Origin of the sequence: Crocosphaera sp. UHCC 0190 (assembly GCF_034932065.1) — a bacterium.
Classification (GTDB): domain Bacteria; phylum Cyanobacteriota; class Cyanobacteriia; order Cyanobacteriales; family Microcystaceae; genus UHCC-0190.
The window spans coordinates 89,817-109,832 of sequence record NZ_JAYGHP010000012.1 but is presented as its reverse complement, the minus strand read 5'-3'; the positions used below and the strand labels follow the sequence as shown (position 1 = coordinate 109,832).

15 protein-coding genes are annotated in these 20,016 nt (G+C 40.9%); 7 read left to right on the top strand and 8 right to left on the bottom strand.

From position 1 onward, the window contains the following. Positions 1-36 precede the first annotated feature (36 nt). Together VB715_RS16575 and VB715_RS16570 are read right to left on the bottom strand one after the other, a co-directional pair. Positions 37-447 (bottom strand): CAAD domain-containing protein, encoded by a 411-nt coding sequence (locus VB715_RS16575; protein WP_323302326.1) that lies wholly within the window; start codon positions 445-447, stop codon positions 37-39. 236 nt (positions 448-683) lie between these two features. After that, on the bottom strand, positions 684-1,559 hold the full coding sequence (locus VB715_RS16570) for a 6-carboxytetrahydropterin synthase (RefSeq protein ID WP_323302325.1): 876 nt from the start codon (positions 1,557-1,559) through the stop codon (positions 684-686). 258 nt (positions 1,560-1,817) lie between these two features. Between VB715_RS16570 and VB715_RS16565 the strand changes: the two genes are divergently transcribed. Beyond that, positions 1,818-2,420 carry a DUF6272 family protein gene (locus VB715_RS16565; protein ID WP_323302324.1) on the top strand — a complete coding sequence of 201 codons (603 nt, stop codon included), beginning with the start codon at positions 1,818-1,820 and terminating at the stop codon, positions 2,418-2,420. 52 nt (positions 2,421-2,472) lie between these two features. Beyond that, complete coding sequence (locus VB715_RS16560) at positions 2,473-2,826, top strand: slr1659 superfamily regulator (protein WP_323302323.1); 354 nt, start codon at positions 2,473-2,475, stop codon at positions 2,824-2,826. A 1-nt stretch (position 2,827) separates the two neighbouring features. Here VB715_RS16560 and VB715_RS16555 read toward each other — a convergent pair whose 3' ends face one another. Further along, the gene (locus tag VB715_RS16555; protein ID WP_323302322.1) at positions 2,828-4,786 is read right to left on the bottom strand and encodes a SpoIIE family protein phosphatase; all 1,959 of its coding nucleotides are present in this window, start codon (positions 4,784-4,786) and stop codon (positions 2,828-2,830) included. A gap of 2 nt (positions 4,787-4,788) precedes the next feature. After that, positions 4,789-6,150, bottom strand: a complete 1,362-nt coding sequence (locus VB715_RS16550; RefSeq protein ID WP_323302321.1) for an ABC transporter substrate-binding protein — start codon at positions 6,148-6,150, stop codon at positions 4,789-4,791. 240 nt (positions 6,151-6,390) lie between these two features. On the opposite strand from VB715_RS16550, the gene VB715_RS16545 reads away from it, so the two are divergent. Next, on the top strand, positions 6,391-8,211 hold the full coding sequence (locus tag VB715_RS16545) for an alpha/beta hydrolase (protein ID WP_323302320.1): 1,821 nt from the start codon (positions 6,391-6,393) through the stop codon (positions 8,209-8,211). Here VB715_RS16545 and rppB read toward each other — a convergent pair. Then, positions 8,208-9,590: a two-component system sensor histidine kinase RppB gene (rppB, locus tag VB715_RS16540; protein ID WP_323302319.1), complete on the bottom strand. Its 1,383-nt coding sequence runs from the start codon at positions 9,588-9,590 to the stop codon at positions 8,208-8,210. The two genes, VB715_RS16545 and rppB, sit on opposite strands and share 4 nt — an antisense overlap. A 28-nt stretch (positions 9,591-9,618) precedes the next feature. Beyond that, positions 9,619-10,320 carry a two-component system response regulator RppA gene (rppA, locus tag VB715_RS16535; RefSeq protein ID WP_323302318.1) on the bottom strand — a complete coding sequence of 234 codons (702 nt, stop codon included), beginning with the start codon at positions 10,318-10,320 and terminating at the stop codon, positions 9,619-9,621. A gap of 130 nt (positions 10,321-10,450) precedes the next feature. Here rppA and VB715_RS16530 point away from each other — a divergent pair, with 130 nt between their 5' ends. Together VB715_RS16530 and VB715_RS16525 are read left to right on the top strand one after the other, a co-directional pair. Beyond that, positions 10,451-11,128: a cobalt transporter gene (locus VB715_RS16530; RefSeq protein WP_323302317.1), complete on the top strand. Its 678-nt coding sequence runs from the start codon at positions 10,451-10,453 to the stop codon at positions 11,126-11,128. A gap of 110 nt (positions 11,129-11,238) precedes the next feature. Next, complete coding sequence (locus VB715_RS16525) at positions 11,239-14,403, top strand: efflux RND transporter permease subunit (RefSeq protein ID WP_323302316.1); 3,165 nt, start codon at positions 11,239-11,241, stop codon at positions 14,401-14,403. Between the two features lie 139 nt (positions 14,404-14,542). Here the strand turns inward: VB715_RS16525 and VB715_RS16520 are convergent, their stop codons facing one another. After that, complete coding sequence (locus tag VB715_RS16520; protein ID WP_323302315.1) at positions 14,543-15,223, bottom strand: COP23 domain-containing protein; 681 nt, start codon at positions 15,221-15,223, stop codon at positions 14,543-14,545. 398 nt (positions 15,224-15,621) lie between these two features. Here VB715_RS16520 and VB715_RS16515 point away from each other — a divergent pair, with 398 nt between their 5' ends. After that, the gene (locus VB715_RS16515; protein ID WP_323302314.1) at positions 15,622-16,281 is read left to right on the top strand and encodes a DUF2301 domain-containing membrane protein; all 660 of its coding nucleotides are present in this window, start codon (positions 15,622-15,624) and stop codon (positions 16,279-16,281) included. A 10-nt stretch (positions 16,282-16,291) separates the two neighbouring features. After that, complete coding sequence (locus VB715_RS16510) at positions 16,292-17,002, top strand: YdcF family protein (RefSeq protein WP_323302313.1); 711 nt, start codon at positions 16,292-16,294, stop codon at positions 17,000-17,002. A gap of 37 nt (positions 17,003-17,039) precedes the next feature. Here VB715_RS16510 and VB715_RS16505 read toward each other — a convergent pair whose 3' ends face one another. Further along, complete coding sequence (locus VB715_RS16505; RefSeq protein WP_323302312.1) at positions 17,040-19,772, bottom strand: glycoside hydrolase family 10 protein; 2,733 nt, start codon at positions 19,770-19,772, stop codon at positions 17,040-17,042. Positions 19,773-20,016 lie beyond the last annotated feature (244 nt).

The window sequence follows — 20,016 nt, the reverse complement described above, 5'->3', positions numbered from 1 at the left end:
CGGAGGGATTTTAAAAGGCACAAAACCTTATTAGAATTAGCCGTTATCACCAAACATTTGATTTTTTAAAGCATCAAATTCAGCCAATAACTCTTTACGGTTAGAGGCTTTCCAGAGATAACGCCAGACAAACCAAGCCGTATAAGCTAATCCTACAATTTGTAAGAGAGGAGCTAACAGCGGAATATCATCGATCGCACCCAAAACGGCAACGATAATTTTGACGCTAATAATCGCCAAAAGTAAGAGGCCAAGAGTAGTTAAGGGTTGTTTATACTCACTAAAAAATTGTCCGACATATTCGGGAACTTTAGCGAGGATATCCACAACGGGAGTCAGCCATTCTTGCCAGGGTTGATCCCCAAGAGAAGGCTTTGTCGTCATTGTCCCTGGTGCTTCGCCACTCAAGTCTTTGGGCGTTGTTTGTTGTTGAACATTAGATTCCATCTTTGATCTATCCTTATCGCAATCTAAGATTTGGAGGTTGTTTAAGGGCGAGAAGACAATCACACTATATGTTAGTAGACCTTCTAGCTTCTGCCCATCTTATCAGACACCTTTGAGGCGTAGATCGTTTCAGTCAGGCAACTATTAACACTCCTATTCAAGTTTATAGCCCCAGGATGTTTCCTAGGGCCAGTTCAATCAAGTCTAGGGATTTAAGTACAATAACGTTACATTAGTTAATGAATGGACAATAAAGTAGGTTCTGTTTGGGATGGGGTTGCTTGAGGTTGAGTCAACTGCCCACAATAAATCTCACAAGAATTATTAGGACTTTCGATTAATTTAACTTTTTCAAGTTGGGCCCCCAGGTTAGCAATGGGTTGCTGCAGTAGTTGGGCAATGTGTAGGGCAATATTTTCAGCAGTGGGAACCACTTGGGCAAAATAGGGGATATCTTTATTTAAAAAGCTGTGATCAAAGGGTTCTACGACATAATCGTTAACAATGCTTTGTAAATCCTCTAAATCCACCAACATTCCCGTACGGGAGTCAATTTCGCCGCTTACGGACACTTCTAAATGATAATTATGACCATGGCCATTGATACGGGCGCATTTGCCATAAATTTCGGTGTTTTGTTCTAAACTGAGGTGAGGCAGGGCCAGACGATGGGCTGCACTAAAATGGGTTTGAATGGTTAAAGTCGCTTTCATGGCATTTCCTTGATATTCGGCCCACATTTGGGGATGTTCAAATAGTTGAATCTTGACGAGGGGTAAATGGGGGGCTAACCGTTGCCAGATAACTCTGGCAATGTTTTCCGTGGTGGGTAGGGTGGTTTGAAATTCTGCCCAAACGTCGTTAAGGTAAGCACAGTCGAGTTGACTGGTAACTGCGTCTTTAATAACTCCTTTGACGGTGGAGAGGTTTTCTACCATGCCATACTCGTCTATTTCACCTAATAGGGAGACAAATAAGACATAATTATGTCCATGACCAGGAAAACGACTACTAGCCCCAAATTGTCGTTTATTTTTGGCTTCTTCCCATTCTGGCAACCAATAGCGGTGACTCGCTGAGAATTGAGCGCGACGGTTGATAATACATTGCATAGCGATGGTTGAAAATTGGGTTTTGTAAAGTTAGATGAACTTCCCTTTTTTCCAGGATAAACGGTTTCGAGGCATTTTTGTGAAACCCTTGATCCTGAAGAAGTTTTTTAGAGATGCTAAATCTTTGCCAAACAATGGGCATAATCAATAATAGACAGGAAATCTTACATAATTAATCTGTCCTAGGGGATTAATGTTAAACTAAATAAGCATTTATGTCTTTTATTTTCTGGTTAGTTATTGTCATTAACAAAAATCATGATTGAAGTTTTTGGAGACTTTACCGAGCAGCTTTCCTTACATCAGGGTTCCTTAGAATTAATTTTTTCTCCGAGTTCAATTGCTCTTAAAAAACGCTGGAGAAATAATCGCTTATCAGCCTATTTTGTCGCAGATTATTGTTCATCTTTTATTCCGGTTGATGAAGACAATAATCAGGACAAACAACGGATTAAAGAAAGTAAAGCGATTGTTAGTTATGTGGCTAATGAGTTAATAGAAAATGCCATGCGTTACAATGATGCTCATACCCAAGATAAAGTAAAATTTGGCATTTATTTTCTAGATTCTCCTCAAACAACTGAAGAATTGACAGTGGTTATTATGACGATTAATCGAGTCAGTGAATCAGACATAAAACCTCTGAAAAATTTAATTAATGAAGTCCTAGAATCCGATCCAGATGAGTTATATCTTACTAGGATTGAAAAAAGTCTTGAAAATCAAGATTCTGATACATCGGGACTCGGTTTTCTGACCATGATTAATGATTATTCTGCTAAACTAGGTTGGAAATTTGAGAGACAACCACATGATTATAATGGTATTTTTGTCACAATTATGGCAACCATCAAAATTTAGCTTGCTCTCTATTCCTCAGTAACCATCATGTAAAAAAAGGAGAAGAAAGACAATGACAGAACAAGAAATCAAAGGTGAAGATTACAGAATTTTCTGTGATTATGAGACAACAATTATTAAGTTTGAAGGTGACTTAAGTCTAGAAGGAGTGAAAGAATACCAACCGATCATTGAGTTATTAGAAAATGTTGCCAGTAACGCTTCCCAGCAAATAACATTAGATCTTAAAGAACTCTCTTTTTTAAATAGTTCTGGCATCAGTATGTTATCAAAATTTGTGCTAAGTTTTAGAAATAATAACCAGATTCAATTAGTAATTTTAGGTTCAGATGAAATGCCCTGGCAAAAAAAATCTTTAAAAAATTTGAAGAAATTGTTACCCAATTTAACCCTAGAAATCAATTAAATTATTGTTGTTTAATCACTAACAAAGTAATATCATCAAACACCCGTTGTTCTCCAATATGGCTATGGACATTTTTAATCACTGCTTGCTGAATTTCTTGGGCAGAAAATTGCCAATTTTGATGAATTATATCACACAGTCTATCTAGTCCATAATGAGTTTTATTGATATCTCTTGCTTCTGTAATTCCATCAGTATAGAGAACCACTCCATCCCCAGAATTTAACTCAATTGTAACCTGATCGATAAAATTAGTAATTTCCTGATCTAACCCAATAGGAAGACCTAAATCCATTGTATCAACAAGTTCAATTTCCCCGGAGGCCCGTACCACAATGACATCTTCATGTTGTCCGCTTAAACTGATGCTTCCTTGGGAATAATTAAGAATAGAAAGGGTCAGATTTTTGTCTGAGTTCATGCGCTGCATATTTTTATAAATCACGCGGTTAAGGGTCGCTAAAAAAGTTACACTATCGATTTTTTGTAATTCTTTGAGAGTCCTTACTGCTGTTTGAGTCATCACCATCAAAAGACCACTTTCTAACCCATGACCCGTTACATCTCCAATCCCAATTGTTACCACATCATTAGTATAAAGAACATCGTAATAATCTCCGCCTACCTCTTCTGCTGGTTCCATAAATCCGGCAATTTCTAACCCTTGAATTCCTTCTAGTTCTTCTGGTTTAGGGAGAATTAATTGCTGTATTTGACGGGCCACATCTAATTCCGCACCAATCCGAATATTTTCTGCTTTTAATTGTTTATTAAGCAAACTAATTTCTTCATTAGCAATTGCTAATTGTTTGGTGCGTTCCTTGACCTTAGCTTCTAATTTTTCTTGTAATTCTTTACGGTCTGTAATTTCAGTTTGAATCGCCAAGTATTGAAAGACATGGGCAAATTCATCCATAAAAGGAACAATGGTGGTATCAACCCAATAATAGGTTCCTGTTTTCGTTTTATTTTTAATTTCTCCCCGCCAAATATCTCCAAGAGTAATAGTTTCCCAGAGTTTATTATAAAATTCAACTCCATGATAATTAGAATTAACAAGATTATAGGTATTACAGATTAATTCTTCTTGGGAATAACCAGAAATTTCACAAAATTTATCATTAACATAAGTAATCATTCCAGTGAGATCAGCAATACTGACAATGGAAGATTGATCCAAAGCATACTTAATATCAGATAATTGTTTGAGAGAATTTTCTAAACTTTTAGCATAGTCACTAACCGTTGCTACCATACGATTAAAGGCCAAGGCTAATAGTCCAATTTCATTGCGATCTCGGACTGCTATATTGAATTCATAATCTCCTTTTTCAACCCTTTTAACTCCTTCAATTAGTAAGTTTAAATCCTGAGAAATACTACCTACTAAAACATAAGTAATCAGACTAATTCCGATAAAAAGTAAGGCAATCATAGCAACTTGTTTAAGGGTAGCTATTAGGATTTGATGTTCAATTAACTGCCAATATAAACCAACATGAACTTGACCACTAACCCCAGCCAAAATCGGTGACTGAATATCAATGACTCGACCAAAACCAGCTATGTCTAGATCTTGGATTAAGGGAGTTTCTGTCAATTCTTCTGCTAGAAGATTAACCGTTGAAAGATTATGATTAGCAAAAATTTCTGGAATTGTCGGCACAAAAGTATGAGAAATAATTTCTCCTTGATCATCTTCAACAAAGATATAAGCAATGCCATTAATTTCTAGATAATCATCAATAGATGCTTGAATCGTTTCATAGGGACTATTAAATAAAAGATGACTGCTAGAACGAGCAATCGATTGAGTGAGGGACATCCCTTTGTTCTTATATTCTGCTACCAAATAGGTATTAAGATTCCACACTGAAAATAGGGAAGTCAAAATGGCAATAATAGCGAAAAGGATGACCGCTGCTATCAGGGCTTTTTTTAGTAATTTTGACATTTTCATCGTCATTTTGACCACTGTTTCCAACTAAAAATTGGGACAAAGTGATTGTCTTTAACAGTCATATAATAAATTTTATGTAATCCTTGATGAGATTGAGCATTAAATTCCACAGGAACATCTAAACCTAAATCAAAATCATGAATGTTTTCAAGGGTTGTTTTTAAGTTTTTTCGATCAGATAAATTAGGTGAATCTTGCAGAATTTTGACTAATAATTTAGCATTCAAAAATCCCTCAAAACTCACAAAACTATAAGGGAGATTTTGATAGGGTTCAGGGACTAAATTTGGCGGTGGTTTTTGTTGATAAGCATCCCTGAGATTCCGATATTCTTTAACTCCTGGTAAAGCAATATTTTCATAACTGGGAACCACTTGGGAATTAATCAGATTTTGGGTGTAATCTATCCCTGTACTGCGAGAAGTTTTTAAGAGTAAATCCAGTAAACTTTCGCTGCCGACAAAAGAAAGATTGGCGATAGGAACATCCCAATTGCTAGTTCTAGCATCCCGAATAAAACCAGCACAAGCTTGATAGCTTCCAATAGAAATAATTGCGTCAGGTTCTGCTTTTTTTAAGATATCTACTTGAGCTTTAAAACTGCTATGATATTCTGTCCCTCTGCGATAAGTTGCTTCACCGACAATCTTAAATCCCTCAGCTTTTAGCTGACGTTTCACCCCATCCCAACCACTGCGCCCATAGGCATCAATTTGATAAAAGACAGCAATTTTTTTACGCCCAATTTTCAGGAAATTTTTGACTAACCCCGCCGTTTCTTCTCGATAGGATGGCCTCAAATTAAAAACAAATTGATTATAGGGAGATTGACGATGGGATTGGGCCCCAGTAAAAGGAAAAAAGAGAAAAATAGGCTTATTTTGATACTTGATAAATAAAGGTAAAACTCTTGTCACTGTCGGGGTTCCCAGATAATTAAACAAGAGAAAGACTTGATCTTTTTCGATTAGACGGGTAGTATTTTGGATAGCAGGTAGGGGATTATAGCCATCATCATAGGCTTGAATGACAATGGGACGGCCCTTGATGCCCCCAGAACGATTAATATAGTCAAAATAAGCCATTGAACCTTGATAAAGTTCGATTCCTAGGCTACGGGATGCCCCTGTAAAAGCAGCTGACATTCCAATCTTAATCGGTTGGGGTTCTGCATATATTAATTGCTGGGATTGTGCATAGACTAGCTTGGGATGAATGAGGAGACAGATACAAAGTAAAGTGGCAAAAACAACGAAGAATTTGCTGATTAATTTCATCGCTATGGTAACAGAGTCTCTTTTTGATATTTTACTCTTGATTAACCGAGATTTAACGGAGAATTTTGGTTCGTAGGGGTAATTCATGAATTACCCCTACAGATAAAATAAGTCCTGATCCAGATAATTAAGCAATTTGTCAAGTAAACTTAATAAAAAAATGTAAAAATCAACTGCTAGCTTAATGCTTGTGATTGGGAATACTATAGGAAAGAGTCCCACTGAGTTTATGCTTAATGCTGAACAGAGGAAAACAGACTCTAGTTAACTTGACTAGACTCCAAAAAGTGGGCAAATTAAGGCTACCGCTTATTATCATTGGCACTCATGAAATCTTTGAGAAAATCCTTACCCTTGATGTTTAAATTACTAGGGGGTGTTTCTACTCTATTATTGTCTCTGGGATCTTGGATGACTCCCGCATCGGCCGCAGAGCAATTAATGTTACAAATTGGCCCGTTGCGCCATAAAATTAGGGTTGAGGATTTAGAAAAGTTTGCTGATAAAGGAGAGTTATCTGCTGAACTGAAACCATACAGCTTTTTATTAACCCCTCAAGTTAAAGACATTTTACAAAGGAAATTTACCATTGATCCCTTGATTGCTGAACAGTTTTTGAACGATCTGTTTAAAAGTGATGATGGAGAAAGATTATTAAATCAAATTACTGCTGTTTTACCGAATAGTAACCCAGCGGAACTAAAAGGGGCTTTAAAATTACTCTTAAGACAAACAAGTCAATTGAGCGTGGTTAATTTATTACGAGTTTATCCCCAAGAAACTGTCACCATTGATCTCTCAAAAGCCGCCAGTTTAGGAATTCAATTAAATGCTTCTTTTTTACAAAGTCAATTAATTGCCCCTCAGTTAGAAAAAGCCTTAAAAACAACTAATTTAAACCCCATTGTCCCTCGTTTTGACCCCACAGCCCCAGGACAACAAATGGTGTTGACGGAAACCTTAGTCTTGAATGATCGTAGCCGCGATCGCCCAATTCCTATTGATATTTATTATGCAAAACAGACTCAAGGGCCATTAGTGGTGATGTCCCACGGGTTTGCTGCTGATCGCCGTTTTTTACGATATTTGGCCCGTCATTTAGCTTCCTATGGCATCACGGTGGTGTCCGTCGAACATCCTGGGAGTGATATTAATGCTTTAATTAAAACCGCCACTGGCCTGAAGTTTAGTCAAATTTTACCACCGGCCGAGTTTGTAGATCGCCCTCAAGATATTAGTTTTGTTTTGACTCAATTAACGACTTTAACGCAACAAAAAGGCCAGTTTCAGGGGAAATTTAACACCGAACAAGTGAGCATGATCGGTCATTCTTTTGGGGGTTATACGGCCTTAGCTTTAGGGGGGGCAACCTTAGATTTGAAAGCGTTGCGTCGTTTTTGCCAGGAAAATGAACCCCTAGGGCGATCGCCTGCGGATTGGTTACAATGTGCGGCCGGGGAACTGCCCTACAGTGAACGAAAATTTAAAGATCATCGTATTAAACAAATTATTGTCTTTAATCCTATTATTGGGGAGTTATTTGGTAATCACTTATCTGAAATTAACATTCCTACCCTGGTTTTATCCTCTTCTGAGGATGGCATTACCCCCACTATTCCCCATCAATTAAAACCCTTTCAACAACTGTCTGGGGAAAAGTATCTCATGGTAGCGGTGGGGGCCACTCACATGAGTGTGACGGATATTAGTAGTGCTGGTAGTGCGATGGGACAAAATACCTTAGTCAGAGAAGTGATGGGAATTAAAGCGGAACCCTTACGTCAGGTGGTTAGAGGGGTGAGTTTGGCCTTTATTCAACAGTTGACCCCCCAAGGGGCTGATTATCAAGGGTTTTTGACAGGGACTTATATTGAGTCTTGGTCTGAAAAAAACCTCAAGTTCCGCTTTGGGACTCAATTACCCTCAAGTTTAGATACTTGGCTCAATGTCCTAACCCTAGGCCATCAAAAAGTCTCTTTAACCCCGTTTAAACCCGATTTCTCCTCATTACCCATGGGGAACTTCCAACACTATTTTGTGGATGCACGACAGCAATTAATGAAACCTGAATCTAGTACGGAAAAACTCAATGAGTTGTTTACGGGATTACTTCATACTCACACGGGACAATTTGATCGATGGGGTTAAGAGCAAACCTGAGTTCGGGTTAAACACGGTAGATGAATCGTGAATAAACTGCCTGTCCTCAGTTGACTTTTAACGGTAAGATGACCTTGATGATGATGGGCGATCGCCTGAGCAATGGACAAACCAAGGCCAGTTCCTCCTGTTTTTCGAGCGCGGTCACTATCAACACGGTAAAATCGCTCAAAAATTCGATTCTGTTCTTCGATAGAGATACCAATACCTGTATCTTTAATCTTAATCAATGCAGTGCGTTCTTTTACCATGAGGCTAACCACTACCTGACCCCCAGTGGGGGTATATTGAATAGCATTCCCTATTAAATTTGAAACTAAACGGTATAGTTGAGACTCGTCTCCTAAGACATCAATTTGCTCATCAGGAATTTGCTCAATTAGGTCAATATCAGCAATGGTAGCAAGTTCTGAAAATTCTTCGATCAAATCACTTACTAAGTCATTTAAACAACAAGATTGAAACGGTTTAGATGATGATTGTGCTTCGAGACTGGTTAAGAATAGTAAATCGGTCACTAAATTGCTCAAGCGTCGTCCCTGTCGTTCTAACGTATGCAGCATCTTGGTTAAATCTTGGGGTTGTGAGGGTGGTATCCTTAAAACGGTTTCTATTGTTGCTAAAAGACTAGCCAGAGGCGATCTCAATTCATGGGCAGCATTGGCTGTAAACTGTTGTTGTTGCTGATAGGATTGATAAATAGGCTGCATAGCTAATCCTGAAAGCCACCAACTTGAGATGATAACTAACCCTAAAACCAGGGGAAACCCGATAATTAAAATAACTTGTATCCGCTTAACTTCAGCATCAAAGGGTTTTAAGGTACGTCCTAGTTGTAAATAACCCCAAGATGGATTAAGACGCTTCTGATGACCATCTTCATGAGTATCGGCACTGTGTAGAATAGTCGTAAATTGATGATAACGAATACCCTGACTTGTAAGGGTTTGCCAGGGGTTAGAATTTAAGGCTTGAGACAGATTAGCTGGTTGGTTTGGAGAAAAAGCTAATAGTTTGCCTTGATGATTAAAAAGACGAATATAGTAAGTATTGCGATCGCTAATTCCTGTAGTATGTCTTTCGATTAAGCTAGGATTAGCATTGCAAGGTTGTTCCACTAAACACAATTCTGGCAAAATACGCTTTAATACCGTTGTCGGATTTTCTGAAGGAGGTAACATGGGTTCTAAACTATCGTGAAGTGTCCCAGCAATTGATTCTATTTCCCTCTCCATTGCTTTCCAATTAGACTGAACTAAAGAACGATAAATTCCCAACCCCGATAAACTTAAAATAACCCCCATTACCAAGGTGTACCAAAAGGCTAACCGCAGACGACTATGACGAAATAATTGGGAGGTTTTCATTCATTCAAGAGCAACTTTTGTATTAGGTTCAAGCAAGGGCAAGATTTGAGTTAAAGCGATAACCTTGACCTCGGATAGTTTCAATGGGACAAATACAGTTATAATTTGCTAATTTACGCCGTATTAAGCGCATTTGTGCTGCAACGACGTTACTCATGGGTTCTGCATCAAGATCCCAGAGTTGATTACGAATTTTACTCCCTGAAATAATGCGATCGGGATATTTCATCAAGTAAGCAAAAATTTGGAATTCTTTGACCGTTAAGGGAATGGTTTGAGGGGGTTGGGTAACGTTGACACAGAGGACGTTATTAGCGTCATCTAGGGTAAATTGACCGATGGTTAGGGTGTGGGGCTGAAATTGGGGTGATCGCCTTTGTAATGCCCGCAATCGTGCCAGTAACTCCTCCATAACAAAGGGTTTAACCAAGTAATCATCGGCCCCTGCATCTAATCCTGTGATGCGGTTTTCTGGTTGTCCTAAAGCGGTTAACATCAGCACAGGTAAGGGGTTTTGATGGGATCTCATTCGTTGACATAATTCTAATCCTGAAAGCTTGGGTAACAGCCAATCAATAATGGCTACAGTGTAGTCTGTCCATTCATTTTCTAGATAGTGCCAAGCTTCTACACCATCTACAACCCAATCAACAATATATTTTTCACTGACTAAAACCTGTTTTATGGCTAGTCCTAAGTCTTCTTCATCTTCTACTAATAAAATTCGCATTGTTCAAAAAAATACTGTTACAAGTCTAATTTATTCTACTGAAATTACTTTGATTTCATCTAGATTTCATCTGCTTTATGGCAGACTATTAAAAACTTTGGATCAGCCATGCTTTTTGTGAGGAGTTATTATGAAAGCCTTGTCACTCGTTAGTCTTCTTAGTCTCAGTTTAACCCTCGGTGTGCCTACCGTTGTCCTTTCCCATGTGGGCCATGGAGATGAGTTTCAAGCAACGGGGGGCATTCAAAAAGTACAGATGAATGCCGAAACCGATCAGATGTTAGGCATTGTTGTCACCCCTATTGAGCAAACTGCCGCCGATGGTGTAGGGGTGATGATTCCCTTTTCTGCCCTGGTAGACGCAGACGGGAAGCAGCTTGTCTTTGTCCAGTATGAAAATTATTATGAGCCAGTGGAAGTGACCACAGGGGCAACCCAAGGCGAACTAATTCAAGTAACGAAAGAATTGTCAGTTGGGGAAAAACTTGTTATTCAGGGTAGTTTATCTCTGTATGCTGAGTCTCGCAAAACCAAAACGGCTGAAACTGAGCCAACATCAGAACCAATTACAACGTCTGAACCTGAGCTAAACCACGCTGAGGCAGATGCTCAAGGCATTCCCCATAGTCATGATAATACAGGGAATATGGTTAAAGAATCATCCCAAGGAACAGAAGAGAAATCAGATGGTTTCCCCATTATTACAATGGCTGCTATTGGTGGGGGAGCAGTAGTTTTAGTCGGTGGAGCATTAGCCATTATAGGAAGTGGTGGGAAAAAGAAAGGCTCTTTATCCAATAGAAGATAAGCATTAACAAACATTCAAGGTTAGCGACACAGAGCTTTTGATCAAGTTCTCAGCTTTGCTGTGGCTTTCCTCATCTTCAAGATTAATAATACTCACCGACTGATTTAACAATGCTTAATTCAATTCTTAATCAGATTATAAAAAGTTCAATTAACCAACGATGGTTAATTGTTATTGGAGCTATTTTAATCACCCTCTGGGGCGTTTTTAATGTTACTCAAATGCCCTTAGATGTGTTTCCCGAATTTGCTCCTCCTCAAGTAGATGTTCAAACAGAAGCCCCTGGACTGGCCCCCGAAGAAGTCGAGTCTCAACTTACCCTCCCCATTGAAAGCGCGGTTAATGGCTTACCAGGAGTGACAACGGTGAGATCCTCCTCGAAAGTCGGGTTATCAATGGTACAAGTGGTATTTGACCAAAATGCAGACATTTACAAAGCCCGACAAGCAGTCACAGAACGACTACAACAGATTAGCAGTCAATTCCCCGAAAATGCCCATCCCCCTGAAATTTCACCTTTAGTTTCCCCATTAGGCACGATTTTACAATACGCCTTCACTGTCAACAACCAAGAACAAACCTCCATGATGGCGTTACGTCAGTTGGTAGAAGGAACCGTCAGTAATCAAATTCTCTCGGTGCCAGGGGTTTCTCAAGTTACGATTTATGGAGGAGATGAACGACAGGAACAGGTTTTAGTTGATCCTCAAAAACTAAGATCCCGCAACGTTTCCCTCACAGAAGTCACCGAAGCGGCCAAAGGAGCTAATTCTAACGCCCCAGGGGGCTTTCTCATTGGGGGAGGCCAAGAACTGCTAATTCGTGGAATAGGACAAATACAGTCTATTGAAGATTTACAGCAGTCTGTTGTCAAAGTTGAAAACGGAAAACCCATCTTACTCAAAGACGTGGCAGTGGTCAAAACAGGATCAGCCCTAAAACGGGGAGATGCTAGTTTAAATGGGCAACCTGCGGTAGTAATGATGATCAATAAACAGCCTGATGTAGATACACCCACAGTTACTCAGGCAGTTGAACAAGTTATTGCTTCTTTAGAGCCTAGCTTTCCGTCTGATGTACAAATTGCCAGAACCTTTCGTCAAGCTAATTTTATTGATTCTGCCATTCGTAATGTCAGTGGTTCTCTTATTCAAGGCATCATCATTGTTTCGGTGATTATGCTCCTGTTTTTGATGAACTGGCGCACCGCAATAATAACCCTCAGTGCCATTCCTCTGTCTTTAATCATTGGCTTATTGTTCATGAAAGCCTTTGGTTTGGGCATCAATACCATGACCCTAGGGGGGTTAGTGGTGGCCATTGGTTCGGTGGTGGATGATGCCATTGTGGATATGGAAAACTGTTATCGGGGACTCCGCAGCAACCAAGCTAGAAGCAACCCAAAACATCCCTTTCAAGTGGTTTATGACACCTCTGTTGAGGTCAGACTGGCGGTAATTTTTTCCACGGTTATTATTATTGTGGTATTTGCCCCGATTTTTAGTTTAACGGGGGTAGAGGGACGTATTTTTGCCCCTATGGGGTTAGCTTATTTATTCTCTATTGCTGCCTCTACCCTAGTGGCCATGACCCTTTCTCCTGCTCTGTGTGCCATTTTATTGGCCAATCAAACCTTATCCCAAGAAGGGACGTTTATTTCTCGCTTAGTCATACGGCTTTATCGTCCTTTACTCAATTTATCTCTAAAATTGCCGAAAATCATTCTCTGTTGCGCTTTGGCTGCTTTAGTTGCTACCTTTGCCATTGTTCCGAGTTTGGGACGGGTATTTTTACCAGAATTTCAGGAAAAATCAATGGTTAATTCGATGGTGTTATTTCCTGGGGTATCTCTAGAGATGACCAACCGAGCAGGAATCGCTCTGTATAACTCCCTTAAGGATAATCATCTGTATGAGTGGGTACAGGTACGGTCAGGACGCGCCCCAGGGGATGCAGACGGAGCAGGGGTCAACATGGCTCATGTGGATGTAGAATTGAGTGATTTAGCCCTGAAAGACCGTGAAACCAGTGTCAAACAGCTACGGGAAGCCTTCTTAAAGTTGCCTGGAGTAGCTCCCAATATTGGGGGATTTATTTCCCACCGTATGGATGAAGTGTTATCGGGGGTTAGAAGTGCGATCGCCGTAAAAATCTTTGGCCCCGATTTGATCGAACTCCGCAAGGTGGGCGAACAGGTACGCGATGCGATCAAACCCATTAAAGGACTTGTAGATTTACAGATTGAACCCCAACTACCCATCCGTCAGGTACAAATTCACTATGATCGCGCGGCAGCCGCTAACTATGGTTTAAGTATGGAGGCAATTTCAGATGTTGTGGAAACGGCTCTCAATGGTCAGGTTGTTTCGCAAATTGCTGAAAATCAGCAGCTTATCAACATTACCGTTGTATTACAGGAATCGGCTCGCAATAGTCTAGATGCCATTCGCGCCCTTCCTATCTCCACCCCCAGGGGACAAATTATTCCCTTGAGTACCGTTGCCAAAGTAGAGTACGGTATGGGAGCGAATGTGGTGAATCGAGAAGACGTTTCACGCTTAATTGTGGTTTCTGCTAACGTTGGTGGGCGTGACTTGGGCAGTGTGGTAGGCGATATTCAAGCGACGATTCGCCAAAAGATACAATTACCAAAAGGCTACTTTATTCAATATGGCGGACAGTTTGAAGCTGAACAAAATGCCACCAATAACCTATTGGTGTACAGCATTCTAGCGGCGATCATCATTGCCATCTTGATGTTCTTCTCCGTTAACTCCCTTCCCGCAACCATCGCCATCATGATTAACCTACCCTTGGCGTTGGTGGGGGGCATTATCTCGATTGCGCTGACGGGGGGCGTGATTTCCATCGCTTCTCTCATCGGGTTTATTACGTTGTTTGGGGTGGCTGTCCGCAATGGCTTATTGCTGGTAGATAACTATAACAACAAGTTTGCCCAAGGAATGCCCCTTAAAGCGGTGATTGTTAAGGGTTCCTTAGAACGGGTAAATGCTATCCTGATGACTGCCCTTACCTCAGCTTTGGGTATGTTTCCCTTGGCGATCGCCTCTGGAGCCGGAAATGAAATTTTACAACCATTGGCCATTGTGGTTTTGGGTGGGTTAATTACTTCGACGGCGTTGACTTTGTTGGTGATTCCGGCCCTCTATGCCAAGTTTGGCAAGTGGTTGATGCCTAAACAAAAACCTGCCAACTTTAAGACGCACTTCCAGGTGAATGAGGAACCTGAAGTATTAGTTAAGTCGCAATTATAGTCCTTTGTTTTATGATTGTCTATAAACGCAGTCGTATGGGACTTTGACAAAAAAACAGAGAGCAGGAATCATACCTACTCTCCAGTGCAGAAAAGGGAAAGAGTGATCAATATTAACAGATCTTTCCCTCAAGATTGGCCTATTCTTGGACGGGAGGACGTTCGCCAGGAGCAAGATCAGGACCCCCAATACTTCCAGCAATACCAGTTTGAAACTGAGTAAGAACTTTGGGAGCTTCAAGTCTGGCGGCGTTGTCTGGCTTCAATGTGAAGATCACATTACGGGTGGAGGCATCTTTAGGATCTTGAGAAATAAAGATGACTCGTTGTCCGTTAGCTGTCCCGACAAGACTAGCTTCACCGATTTGAGCAACTTGCTCAGGGGTGGTTAGGCCATAGGCGTAGGAGAGATTGGTTAAACGCGCACTGACAGCTTGACAGCGGCTTTCGGGAGTGTAAGAACCCTTGGGATGATCGGAATCCAAGGTGGCTGACCAGTTGACTAAAGCGGTGGGGCTTTCATACATCACTTCTTCGCTGTAAACAGGATAGTGATCAGGATCAACGGTTTGTTCTACCATTCTGGCTGTGGTGGCATAAGTGCCATCTGCCTGAGCTTCACAAGCAAACACCATTTTCTGTTGAACATGGGGAGTAACGGCTCGGTTACTATCCCAATCAATAGGACTAGGAGATCCTTCAGTTACCATGTTGGTTTCAGGATACTTAAAGTGTTGGGCTTGGGCTTCGGAAATAGCACCGAGTACACCAACAGCAGCCAACGCACCTACAGCAATAACCTTAGCGTAATTGTTAACCATTTTGACCTCCAAAGAGTGTAAGAAGCAGTGTTGTCATAGCAACTGCTATATTTTTTTAATTTGCCCTTAGCTAAATTAGCTTAGGGTCTTCGATACTGCCTCACACCACACGTTTTAGGTCGCTAAATTGTTTCTCTCTGCCTAGCGCCTTACTTCCTATAATAATTATTCTAGCCCTTCAGTTTTGTTCAAAACTAACAATCATAGCATTATTTTACAATTGCTTGTTTTCTCTCGTATTTCGTTAAAAATGATTGCGAAATATAACATAATATTCTATCTTAAATGGAAGAAAATCTTGAAAAACTTAAGACTAAGTTTATAATCAATCTTACTCTGAGATCGTTTCTGAGAAAACACGATAAAATTGAAGTATTCCGTTGGTAATAGAGATGACGATGAATACAATACAAGAGCCATTAGAAGTCTATCAAGGACAATTTGGACAATTTACCATTACCCCAGAAGATCGCCGGGGAGTGAAGATTTATCGAGGGGGTTTATTATTAGCGGCGTTAAGCTTTGCTGTGGGCAGTGGACTAATTCTCTGGCAGGGAGCAACTCCCCTCATCTTAAATTTACTGACACCGTTATTTGGCCTATTTTGTCTCGGTCTTGCCATTAGTTTAATCACGATTCATATTTATTTAATTCCCCTTCATAGACTGTTACAATTCTGTTGGGGAATTGGGGTGATTTCAGCAGTGATCATCGCTAGGAATAGTCAAGAACCCTTAGCCTTGGCGGTGTATCATCAACCTCTTACCCTATTGGGTATTGGCTTTATTTTTGTGGCGTTAACGGGGATTTATTTTAAAGAGGCATTTTGTTTTAACCGTCTCGAAACCAAATTATTAACCCCCTTGCTTCCCCTTCTTTTACTGGGCCATTTAAGCGGAATTTTGCCCTTACTGCTGGAACAGGTATTATTGGGAAGTTGGGCCGGATTATTTATGATTTTTGCCTTAAGAAAATTGAGTCAAGAGATTCCCTCTGATATTGGGGATAAATCAGTCTTCACCTATCTTAAGCAACAGCGTTCTCTTTCAGTTTCTTAATCTTGAAAAAATGCCTGTGTCCCAACTTCCCCCCCCAAAATTTTGGGGAATACTGGAATATAAGCCCCAATGGAGCTTAACCCCCCTCGGTTGGGTGATTCTGTTGAGTATCATTACCCTAATAATGATAGTGATCGCCACCTCAATTCAGCCATTTTTGAGGGTTTCCCGCCCCATTCAAGCCGATGTTATGGTGCTAGAAGGATGGGTCAATGATGCAGTCATTAAAGGGGCGGTCGCAGAATTTAAAGCCAAAAATTATCAGCTAATGATCACCACAGGAACCCCCATTAGTCGGGGTCAACAGTTCAGTTCTTACAAAACCCTTGCTGAGTTAGCGGCGGCCACGGCCATCGCTTGGGGATTAGATCCTCAGTCTGTGGTAGCTGTTCCCACACCAGTGGTAAAAATTGACCGAACCGCCGCCAGTGCGATCGCCGTTAAACAGTGGTTATCCCAGTCAGAGTTAGGGGTCAAAGCCATTAATCTCTATTCTTATGATGTCCATACCCGTCGTAGCTGGTTTATTTTTCAACAAGTTTTAGAACCAGAGATCAAAGTGGGAGCGATCGCCCATCCTTCCCGTGATTATGATGTCAAACAATGGTGGAAAAGCAGTGCAGGGGCAAAATCTGTCATTTTAGAAACGATTGGTTACTGTTATGCTCGATTAATTTGGCGTAATCAGCTAGAAATTGACCTGAAAACCGAGAAAACTTAAGGGCTTCAGGCCTCACGATTAACTTTTCTATTGTGGTTTATTTTTGACTAACGGTTCCTCTTCCTTCTTGAATGACTTTTCTTTCTCCATAAGCGAGTAATTTTTCTAAAGTTTCCAGACGATTTTCCCAGACTTGAACTTGATAAGGCTGAAGGCGTTTCTGTTCATTCATCCAGTTAGGAAACTGTCGCTGAAACTGGCTTAAAGTGCGTCTAGCAGTGGCTAAATTTTGGCGAGAAGGTTGAGAGGCTAATTGCGCTAAAGCCTGGGATAATTGGGTTTCTTGTTGACTCCAATCATTAAGATGCGCTTTCGGGATCATTAATTGCTGTTGACTTAACAAAAACCCCCATTCTTTTTGTAAGGCTTGATAACGTCCAGAAGCTGCCTGAAACGGTTGACGATAGGGCAAAGGTTGGGGAGTTTGAGGCGGTTGAGAACGGCTTAATAAAGTTTGTAGAGAAGGAGTTAAGTTTTCCGTAGCAAACAGAGAAAATCCCCCAATCGGCATATTACGGACTAATTGTAATTGATCGATAGTTACTGGGTCAGGAACCTTCAATAAACGGAGTCCAGGAATAATCAAAGAAGACTTCGGCAAACTATCATCAAAAGCCGCTTGAGTCCGCTCTTCTAGATTACCCGTATCCAGAGCATAAGTCATTAAAACAATCATATCGATCCAGCCTTGACTCATCCATTCTTCCCAATTTTGTTGAAGACGAAATAAGCGATCATTTCTTTCAATAGGAAACACAGAAGCAGAGAGAATTAAATCAGGTTTTTTCTCCTTAAGACGACTGGAAACCGTCGAGACAAAACTATCAATTTGACGAATCCGAAACCCTGTCCACTGATTCCATAAAGGGTGTCCTGGAGAAATTTCAATTGGGTCAACTCCTGTCATTTCTTTAAACAAATAACGGGAAGATTTACTATAGCCAAAGGTTTGATTAACTTGGGGTTGTTGAAAGGGATAACGAATATAATCAAATTGAATACCATCGACATCATAATTGGTAGCAATTTCTTCGACCAAAGCCAATAAATATTCTTGAACTCTGGGATTAGCGGGATCTAAAAAAGCTTTTTTAAATTGAGGCCCTTTATCAAAATAATTGCCCTCTTGGTCAGTAATTCCCCAATCAGGGTTACGAGAAAGAACCGGCCCTAAATAATCGGCCGGTTGTCCTAAAACTTTGTTATGACCTTGATTAGCCGCCGCAAACAACCACACCCAAGCATGAATTTCTATGTTTCTTTCATGAGCTAATTTGATAGCCACTCTCAGGGGGTCCCAACCTTGGGTTAAGGGATTTTGTTCAGGGGCGACACGACTAGGATAAATGGGGTAACTAGCGTTAACAGTTTCTATAAAAACGGTATTAATTCCCGCCTCAGCCATGCGGTCAAAAATTACCGCTAAATCTGCTTCGGAACGGGTTTTAACAATGGTACCCCGATCTAACCACATCGCCCGGACTTCCGGCTGCATAAATTGATGCTCTGCGGGGTAGCTATCCCAGAGACTGCGACGAGCTTTTAACCAGAGTTGCCGAGCCTGATCATACTGTTGTTGGTTGACCAGTTGTTGAAAGGCTTTTAAGCTTTGTTTGGCCTCGTTTAAGACTTGTTGAGACTCATGGAGAGGGGAATTGAGGTGAGGTGGAGTTGTATTTTTTAACTGCTCTGAGGAAAGGGCTGCCATCGGAACAACGTTAGCTTGGGCAGTGAGGAGAGTGCTTTCAAACCGGGCAATCAGGTTTTGGAGTTCTTGACTCATAGCCTGGGCTTGTTGGGAAGAAATGCCGGAAATGGGAGGAGACAAGACAGGATCATCAGAAGATTGGAGAGGGCGATCGCTTCTTAAATTTGGGGAAGGAAGGGAAGAGTCAGGGAAAGGAGTAACGGGAGTTTGGGGAGGTTTTTCGGAGTTGGGGATATATTCGGGCGGTAAAATAGGAAAGGGTTCTCTAGGAGTAGTGGCGTTGGCATCACAGGGGGGAATATCAATGGAATTAACAACTACTAATTGATTATTGGCATTAATTCCATAGCGATTTAAGGCGGTTTTCAGCCAGGTGGTATCAAAGGCGGCGGAGGTAACGCCATCGAATCCCCAACGCCAACCCAAAAAGACGGTATTCTCATTCACCACGACACCGGGGGGTTTGCCTTCTGTCAGCCAAACTGCTGCGGGTTGAGCGTTGATGTCACTGGGAATAATCACCCCACCGATAAAGGTAGCACTGAGGTTAGCGGGGTTGAGGAACGGCAATTGAGTCGTTTCTTGTAATTTGAGGGTTGAAGGACTAGAGTTAATATAAGCCCAATAGGCCCCCAACAGCGATCGCAGTTGAGTTTTGACTTCTGATTCTGCTAGGTTTCCCGTGGGGCCGCTGACAATAACTCGCCCACCTTGTTTCATCCAATTTTCCAAGGCCGCGACTTGAAGTCCGGTAATTTGTTCAACGTTGGGTAAAAATAAGACTCTAATATCCTTGAGATCTTGGGATGTTCCCCAGTTTTGGGATTCAATAACACAAAATTGGACACCTGTGGCTAAGAGACGATTACGAATTGATGGCCATTGTTGCCTGTTTTCAGGACTTTTGACGACTCCGACTCTACCTAAGAGGGCTTGAGCAGGAGAAATTAGGAGGGTGAAGGGAATTAAGGCTGATAAGAGTCCTAATAGGGGTTTTAAAGGGGATCTTAGGAATTTTTTCTTTTTTAGTTTTGTTTTCTGTGGCTTTGTCTTCCTCAACACAACACTCTCTCCTCATTTCTGATTTGTCAGGATTTCCCAAATTTTGATTATTCTATCTTAAATTCATCAGGCGGTTCACTGGGAGGCCAGGGAACAGAAAAGGACAATGAAAAATATTCAGTAATTTTGATCGGATGTTAATAAATCTTCAATTTTGGGAACTCTACTGATAACTCTGCAAAATTTATGCTTTGGGACGTTTTAGACTGATGTTAACCCAATTAACAAAATTGACTCAAGATAC